Here is a 7,982-nt window from a genome sequence, read left to right on the forward strand (position 1 = left end):
ATATGAAATTAAACCATTTTATTACGTAAAAGGAGGGAGAGAAAATAGAGACCTCCGATGAAATTGATCACCACACTCAGCGTTGTTTCAAACTGGAATACTTTTTCAACCACCCATTGACCAGAAAGCAATGCACACACCGCCATCGCGGAACAACCAATCAATAAGGTTCGGTGTTGGTATGAACGAAACCACTCGCGCGTTAAGTTGGTGACCAATAAGCCAAAAAACATCACGGGCCCAACTAAAGCCGTAGAAATAGCAATTAATACCGCACTAAGCATCAATACATGGTGCGTCACTCGGCGTACATCCACCCCTAAACTGACCGCGTTATCGTTATCCAACCATAAAACATCCAACACGCGATGCAGGCGAAACAGGCCAAAGCAAACCAGCAGTAGTAATGGTGTTACCCAATACACAAGTTCCACTTTCACGTTGTTGAAGCTCGCAAACATATTGGACTGTACCGATGAAAAATCATTCGGATCCATCAGCATGATCAAAAAAGAGGAAATGCTGGAAAACAGTTGCCCCAGAATGACTCCTAATAACAACAACACCATTAAGTTACTCTGCTGCTTACGAAAATAAAAAGCGAATAACAAACTAGAAAACAGCAACATGGCAGCAACGGACAACGAAAAATTGAGATAAGCATTGAGCGCGTAGCTACTTAGGCCACCAAAAAGAGTCACCACTAGCACCTGCACGAACAGGTAAAGTGAATCAAACCCCATGATGCTGGGCGTTAAAATTCGGTTGTGGGTAATGGTTTGAAACGCTAGAGAGGACTGCGCAATGGCAATACCCGCTAACACCATCGCCAATACTTTGGGTACACGACGAGAAAGAAAATAATGATAGTTGTCGGCGTTCAATCCAACACCAATAAATAACCCAGCAAAAAGCAGAGAAGCCAAAACCAGTAACCACAGTTTGCTATGATCACGCAAAGTGATGCTCGCACATACAGACTTACCCATGGCGTTGTCCTCGCAACAGCAACACAATAAATACACTGCCACCGAGAATACTGATGATCATCGAAATCGGCACTTCATAGGGGAAAATAATCAAACGGCCGCCCAAATCACATAGCAGCACCAATAACGCACCGAAAATGGCCGTACGAGGGATATTTTTGCGTAAGTTGTCGCCGTAATAGTGGCTGACTAAATTAGGCACAATCAACCCTAAAAAAGGCAGTTGACCGACAATCATCACAACCGTCGCAGACATCACCGACACCAAACAAACGCCAATCACCAGCACTTGCTGATAGTTAAGCCCTAAGTTCACAGCAAAATCTTTACCCATGCCGACGGCCGAAATTCGCGCCGCATACAAATAGCTAAAGAGGGCAACCGGAATCGCAATATAGAGCAGTTCGAAATCCCCTTTCAGCAAATTGGCAAAATTGGCTACCGTCCAGCTAGAAAGGTTTTGTATCGCATCGTATTTGTAAGCGATGAAGGAGGCGGCGGATTCCACCACATTACCAAAAATAATGCCGATCAAAGGGACAAAAATGGCATTTTTAAACTGCACGCGCTGAATCAGTTGTACAAACAGCAAAGTGCCCGCAATCGAAACCGAGAAAATAAGCCACAAGCTTTCACCGTGACCAAAAAAGACTAAGCTCAACACATAGCCCAGCATGGCGCATTCAATGGTACCGGAGGTAGAAGGCGCGGCAAATCGGTTTTGACTGATTTGCTGCATAATAAGACCCGCGATACTGAGCCCTGCCCCGGCTAAAACAATCGCCAACAAACGTGGCAAACGACTGGTAAAGAGCAGTTGCCAAGCATGGGCATCCCCTTGCAGTAATGCCATTAGTGATAGATTGCCTACCCCCACAAACAGTGAAGATAGGCTGACTACCAACAAAGCAAGCAATAACTTTTTCAAAGCTAACCTCAGCTTGTTTGTGGCAAATTAGTGAATGTGTACAGCATTTCTAACGTCGCTGATCATCTGCTCGGTAGCAGTCACACCAGAAATGGATAGGTACCAAGCATTAAGGTCTAAAAAGGCCATACTTTTATTTTTGTAGGCTGCCGTCGCTTTGATCAGGTCATTTTCAAACTCTTGGCGAGTGTGACTTTGCCCTTTGTTGACCAACGTATCGCGATCAATGATCAATAAGGTTTTAGGATCATGTTCGCGAATAAATTCATAAGAGATTAGATCGCCATGGCGTGTCGCTTTGATGCTATCGACGGTCGTTTTGAATCCAAAATCTTTATACACCGCCGAGAAACGTGATTCAGGCCCAAAAGCGGTAATGTTACCGCCAGAGCTCATCACTGTGAGCGCATCGATTTGGTTGTTCTGGTTAAAGCTACGAAGTGCTTGAAACTGCTTATCTAAATCTTCAATTTTGGCTTCCACTTGATCTTCAATAGCAAAGACTTTGCCTAGATTACGCCACTGCTGCTGTGTACTCTGCCAGTAGCCTTGGCTTGCATCGGCTGCAAAAACGATAGTTGGTGCAATTTTAGATAGCTCGTCATAACTGGTTGCGGCGCGCGGCCCAATCACAATCACATCCGGTTTTTGCATATAAATGGTTTCGAAATCAGGCTCAAATAAAGAACCGGCAGGTGCGTATGTATCGCTGTTGTACTTCGCTAAATAATTCGGCAGTTCAGTCACTTTCGATACCGCGACAGGTTCAATACCAAAGCGATCTAACGTATCTAACGCACCCAAACCAATGACAACCACACGTTGCGGATTTTGCTCGATCGTCGTGGTACCGAGTTGATGATCCACAGAAACGGTTTTAGCACTGAGAGTAAAAGAGGTAAGCAAGCCAAGTGCTGCCAAACTAAACAACGATTTCATATAGGTTCCCATTTAAAATAACTGCGACAGATTTTGATAAGCATTCGCATTAAGTTCGGGTAATATAATCGTTGACCGTCGTTCAAGCAACCCTATTCACATCAAAATCAGCCATGATGATCAGAAGCAGCAAGAATGATGAAAAAGCGAGCGCTAATAAGAGATTCGCGCTCGCTTTCTAGGGGGAGAGAAATGTTATGGACGTGTCGGGTTAATCGTCAAAGGCTCAAAAGTGGCCACTGCGTTACCACTCGCTCCAGGATGATCAACATAACTGGTGTCTTGCATCAAGGTGTAAAAGACATCGACATAATCGTCGTCGTTGACCAGTAAACCATCGGGAATCGCATCAATGATCTTGCCCGTGATTTGCGGAATAATCGCATACGCCTGCACTTCTGGATCAGGGATAAGCTTCAGTACTTCTTCCGCTACTTTGACGAGTAATTTAGCCAGCTCCTTATAATCGGTACCATCATCTTGCTCCATCAAGATAAGATCGGCTGCGCCCCAACGGTAACGAGACCATTGGATCATCACTTGATTTGGGAAGTAATCTTGCTTGTCGTAATCCAAATAAGGCATTTCAACTAAGTCAATGGTCGGCTCATCTCGGCTTGGATTGATGCCTGTAACAATCGCATAAATTTCAGCCGCTCCAGAGATCCACGGTTCTTTGTCATCCGCTAAACGAATTTTTTTCAGTACTGTGGTGGAAATAGGCTCAGCGCTATTATCGCTGCTGCGGGCCATCGCTTGCGCGGCGACGCTACCACTTTCTACTGTGGTCAATGTGGTCGATTGACCCAATGCGTTCATCTGTGCACGCATTGCTTGTAAGCCTGCGCGCAATTCCACTTCGCTATTACTATCAACCACGAAAACGGGTACATCTGGCATTTGATATACGTCCAGTTGATGCACCTGTCCGTACACATCAAACGCTTCAATATATTGCCAAGACGCATCATTACCTTTGGGCTCAAAAGCAAACAACGGGCTTTGCCCTTCTTGCCACTCTTTAATCATCGACGCATCGGCAATACGCAGTTGCAGCAATTGCTCAGTAAAATCCTCAATGCCTTTCATTGAACGAATTTGCGCGTCTGCTACAACCATCTGTTGACTAAAATCGGAATCAGGCTGCTCTTCAAACAAAGTGGAAACAGAAATGGATAGGTTTTGCGCGCTGATTTCAGTTTTAAGTGTGGTTTCAAGCTCGGCGTAACTTTCACTCAGTTGCAGTGCTAACGCTCTTTTTTGCTGTGCAATCGCATCAGCATTGGATTGACTGGTGCTACTGGTTGTCGCTTCTTCTGAGTTGCACCCCATAATAGTGGCCACAAGCAGTAATGAAACGGGTGTTATATATCTCATAATGAACCCTTAATATTTTTAATTACAACATAGAGTAATAACTCTACATAAAAACACAATATCACCGAATGCTATTCTTTCAAGAAATAAATAGAGTGTTAATTTATATTCTTCCCACAAGATCAAATTATTATTAAGTAAAGATTAAATTACATAATGTTAATGTAGCTATTACTTTTCTGGCTAATTATATGATTTTAATAAAAAGAAGTGCTTTTACACTTCTTTTTATTCATTAATTATTCATAAGTTGCATAGAGCTCAACTTGGCTATTGGCTTGCTGTGCATTAAGCATGAAATGAACATAGCCCGCTTGCGTTACTGGCAGTTCAATATACTCATAGCTATCAGCACGTTTAGACGCTTGGTCAAAATGAGTCAATGTAGGCCAGTGCTCGCTTTCTGCATAAAGATCAACATTGTGGGCTGCCATCTCATCAATAGGCTGGAGCCAAACTTTGACACTGTTCATTCCCTCTGGTACATAAATCGCTGCATAGCGAGTTTGATGAATACCCAACGTCATTGGCTGACGATTTTCGAGAACAACAGGTGCTAAATCATCACTAGGCTTTTGCGTATTATCGGTAATGGCGTAACTTACTTTCGTATTTAATTCAACACGCTGGTAAGCTTCTCTACCCGTAATACTAAAATAATAGCGACCCGGTAAAACGGTACCATTGGCTTGTTTTTCTAGTGCAATTGTTTCATTACTATGCAGTTCAAAATTTGTTATTTGATAATCATAATAATGCGCAATTTTTTCATAACTTAAATAAAGATCGGCGTCACCATCACCGCTAATATTAATCGACAATTCACTGACATTATCTGGAACATCAATATAATAGAGTTGTTCACTGTACTGCTCACCCGACAAGGTAACACTTTGCCCTAACGCTAAATGATTCATCGTGTCTTCTGGTTGAATTGGCGGCACAGTCGGATCGTCTGGATTACCACTGTCCGTTGTCAAAGTGTCTAACCAAGTTGAAAATTCGCTGTCTAGGCTTTTGCCGATCCGTTTCACTTGCTCAGCCCATGCTTTGAAATCACCACTACGTGATAGCGCTAGCAGTTGATCCACTTCATTGGGATGCTTTTCCAGCATAAAACGAACCGCTAAATAGCCCCAGCGATAAATTTGATTGGTGTCATTTTGATAAGTAGTGGCCAGTACTTGCGTGAGGCTCAGTTTTTTCTCAGCAATTAAGTCTATCGCCGCTTGATAGCCTTTTTTATAGTGCATGTATTCAGCGAAGCCTTCCAACCACCATACGATATGGCCTTCACTTAAATTGAGAGAAAACGAACCGTATTGATTGTAGCGTCCGTCCAAATAATGCACATATTCATGCTCTAAATTGAGAATAGACAACGCCTCATCCTGCGCATATCGATAAGCGACAAAGCGCGCTGTGTTGTTGGCATCAGCCGGGTTGCCTTCAAGGTATTGCCCGCCGTTGTTGGTAGTATTGCCAAACAAGAAGTTGGAATAACTGACATAACTTTCGTTGCTATCAAATACCACCACTTCCACTTGTTGATTGAGATCATCGGCCACGGGCGTGAAACCGGTATTCGCGACGGCATGGAAGTCGGCTTCTTTCTCATTCAAAATGCCACACGCTTGCTCTGCTTGCTGAGGTGTTAAGCCTTGCGAGCGGATAATAGCAGGCCCATCACATTGATGGTGATTTGGCATGATACGCTGTTCAAGTTGCTGCTTAGCTTGCGTTAAATTAAGCGCTTCCAATGTCTCTGGCGCGTAGTAAGAAAGCATTTCAACCGAAGCAATCCAGAGTTTATCGCTACGTCCACCCAGCGGGTAACGCTCCAATACTTTTTCTAAAATCGCAATGACTCGAGTTTTGGTGTTTGGGTAAGGGCTAACCAGTAAGCGCCCCGTTTCACGCACCGCATTGTACAAAATGAAATCGGCATCGGTTCCTAACGCCCAATCATGCTCAGTGGCAAAACGATACAGTGTCTCCAAATATTCTGGATGGGCTTCAATGTCTTGATAAAAATCATCACGCGAAGCATGGCCGCTCATGGATCGAAATAAGTTATTTAAACCATCAACAAACTGCACATCTTGCGCCGTTTGTGGGTTAAAGGCGTCCAATAGCACAATGAAATTCGCCATCGTTGAAGGTAGGCGTTTCACGTTATCGACCATTAACGTTAAGCTCGACATGGCCGCCACTTGTTCACGACCTAAGCTCAAACTATAAGGCGATAACATAAACTGGTTGATCGTATCCGCAATCACATTGCTCAATTGATCCGAATAATCGCCAAACTCTTGCTTTACACCATAGCGCACATAATAAGCGGCACGGATAAACTCCCCCAAATTAGCAATAGATTTGGCTTGCGCTTCCGTTCCTTGATATTGCGAAACCTCTAACGCCAGCGCTCGGTTAATACTGTCTATATTCTTTTCACTGTATAGACCCAAGATGGCTTTACTATCGGTATAAAACCACGAGTTATAACAGGCTGGTTGTGCATTTTTAATCGCTAAAATGGGCTCTTGTGCTTGGGTAAGATCGCTAAACTGGCAGGCATCTGATGCATAAGAAAAAGACGGTAATCCTGCTAACGATAATGCCAATAGCAAAGCATTAGGTTTGGGACGAGGGGAATGAATAGATGGAACCGGAGCAATACGCATAGTAACGACTCTCTATAGATCATAGAAATGAATGAGTCGCGATTTATATCAGAATCACATCAACAAAATGAAACTTGATGCACAGAAACCAGGATCTTACTTCAAAAAAGAATTGCTCTCATGAGAGAGCAATCGATTAACCAATAGATCTTATATATCAATACATTACTAATTTTTCCACCACTAACTAAGTGATCGGATACACAGTACATTGAGTGCCAATCACATGAGTAATGGTTTGCGGCTCAATCATTTGCCAACCACTTTCACTATCAAGGGGTTCTGACGCAACCACCATATTATCGCCTTCGCTTTTACTAAACACGGTCGGCGGATTACCATCAGAGCTATAACGCACTAACCAAAAATCTTGCCCATCAGAGATACAAATCGAAGCTTTAAAAGGTGTGACTATCTGTTTCTCCGCCAAAGCCTGCGCAATTTGACCAATCGTGGTCGTAATGGCTTGTACTGGCTGACTGCGTAACCCATTACTCATCATCAATAAAAAAATCAATTCACTATCCGTTGTCCCAACACGCTTGACGTATAGCGATTCCGGTAGCTGCCGTTCTAAGGCGAATTTCACTTTTTCAAACTCACCAATTTGCCCGTTATGTAAAAACATCCAGTGATCCAAAATAAACGGATGACAGTTAGAACGGGAAACCTGCGTTCCGGTGGACGAACGCACATGCGCCATAAAACGGTGAGAACGAATGTGATGCGTTAAGGATCGCAGGTTTTCATCTCCCCAAGCGGGTAAGACTTCATGAAACTGCCCGGGTGTAGTGCGTTCGGTATACCAACCCAGCCCAAACCCATCAGCGTTGACACGGGTGACCGCTTTACGCGCTTCTAAACTTTGGTGCACGAGAGAGTGTTCCGGTTGATAAACCAGTTGATCGAGGTAGATAGGAGTTCCTTGGTAGGCGAGCCAACGGCACATAATGCAAACATTCCAAAATAATCAGTCACTGATTTCAATAAAGCACGTTTGCTCAATGGCTGCAAGGTGTCCAGGCAACGATACCTTTGCCACTTGGCTCATCAACGCCACAAGTT

6 protein-coding genes are annotated in these 7,982 nt (G+C 43.7%); all 6 read right to left on the minus strand.

What is annotated here, in order from left to right; translation table 11 throughout:
- Nucleotides 1–8 precede the first annotated feature (8 nt).
- Nucleotides 9–959, minus strand: a complete 951-nt coding sequence (gene vctG / locus AACT21_RS03455; RefSeq protein ID WP_088729810.1) for an iron chelate uptake ABC transporter permease subunit VctG — start codon at nt 957–959, stop codon at nt 9–11.
- Nucleotides 960–981: 22 nt separating this feature from the next.
- A complete protein-coding gene (gene vctD, locus AACT21_RS03460; RefSeq protein WP_026027432.1) occupies nt 982–1,917 on the minus strand; it encodes an iron chelate uptake ABC transporter permease subunit VctD in 936 nt (311 codons plus the stop codon).
- 27 nt (nt 1,918–1,944) lie between these two features.
- Entirely contained in the window at nt 1,945–2,856 is a 912-nt protein-coding gene (locus AACT21_RS03465) for a siderophore ABC transporter substrate-binding protein (protein WP_202599578.1), read from the minus strand.
- Nucleotides 2,857–3,051: 195 nt separating this feature from the next.
- Complete coding sequence (locus tag AACT21_RS03470; RefSeq protein WP_017045107.1) at nt 3,052–4,233, minus strand: DUF3103 domain-containing protein; 1,182 nt, start codon at nt 4,231–4,233, stop codon at nt 3,052–3,054.
- A gap of 239 nt (nt 4,234–4,472) precedes the next feature.
- Nucleotides 4,473–6,917 carry a M9 family metallopeptidase gene (locus tag AACT21_RS03475; RefSeq protein ID WP_094164360.1) on the minus strand — a complete coding sequence of 815 codons (2,445 nt, stop codon included), beginning with the start codon at nt 6,915–6,917 and terminating at the stop codon, nt 4,473–4,475.
- Nucleotides 6,918–7,104: 187 nt separating this feature from the next.
- A complete protein-coding gene (locus AACT21_RS03480) occupies nt 7,105–7,866 on the minus strand; it encodes a class II glutamine amidotransferase (protein WP_019282661.1) in 762 nt (253 codons plus the stop codon).
- Nucleotides 7,867–7,982: the final 116 nt, after the last annotated feature.

This window comes from Vibrio sp. V08_P9A1T1, from assembly GCF_963874405.1.
GTDB lineage: Bacteria > Pseudomonadota > Gammaproteobacteria > Enterobacterales > Vibrionaceae > Vibrio > Vibrio anguillarum.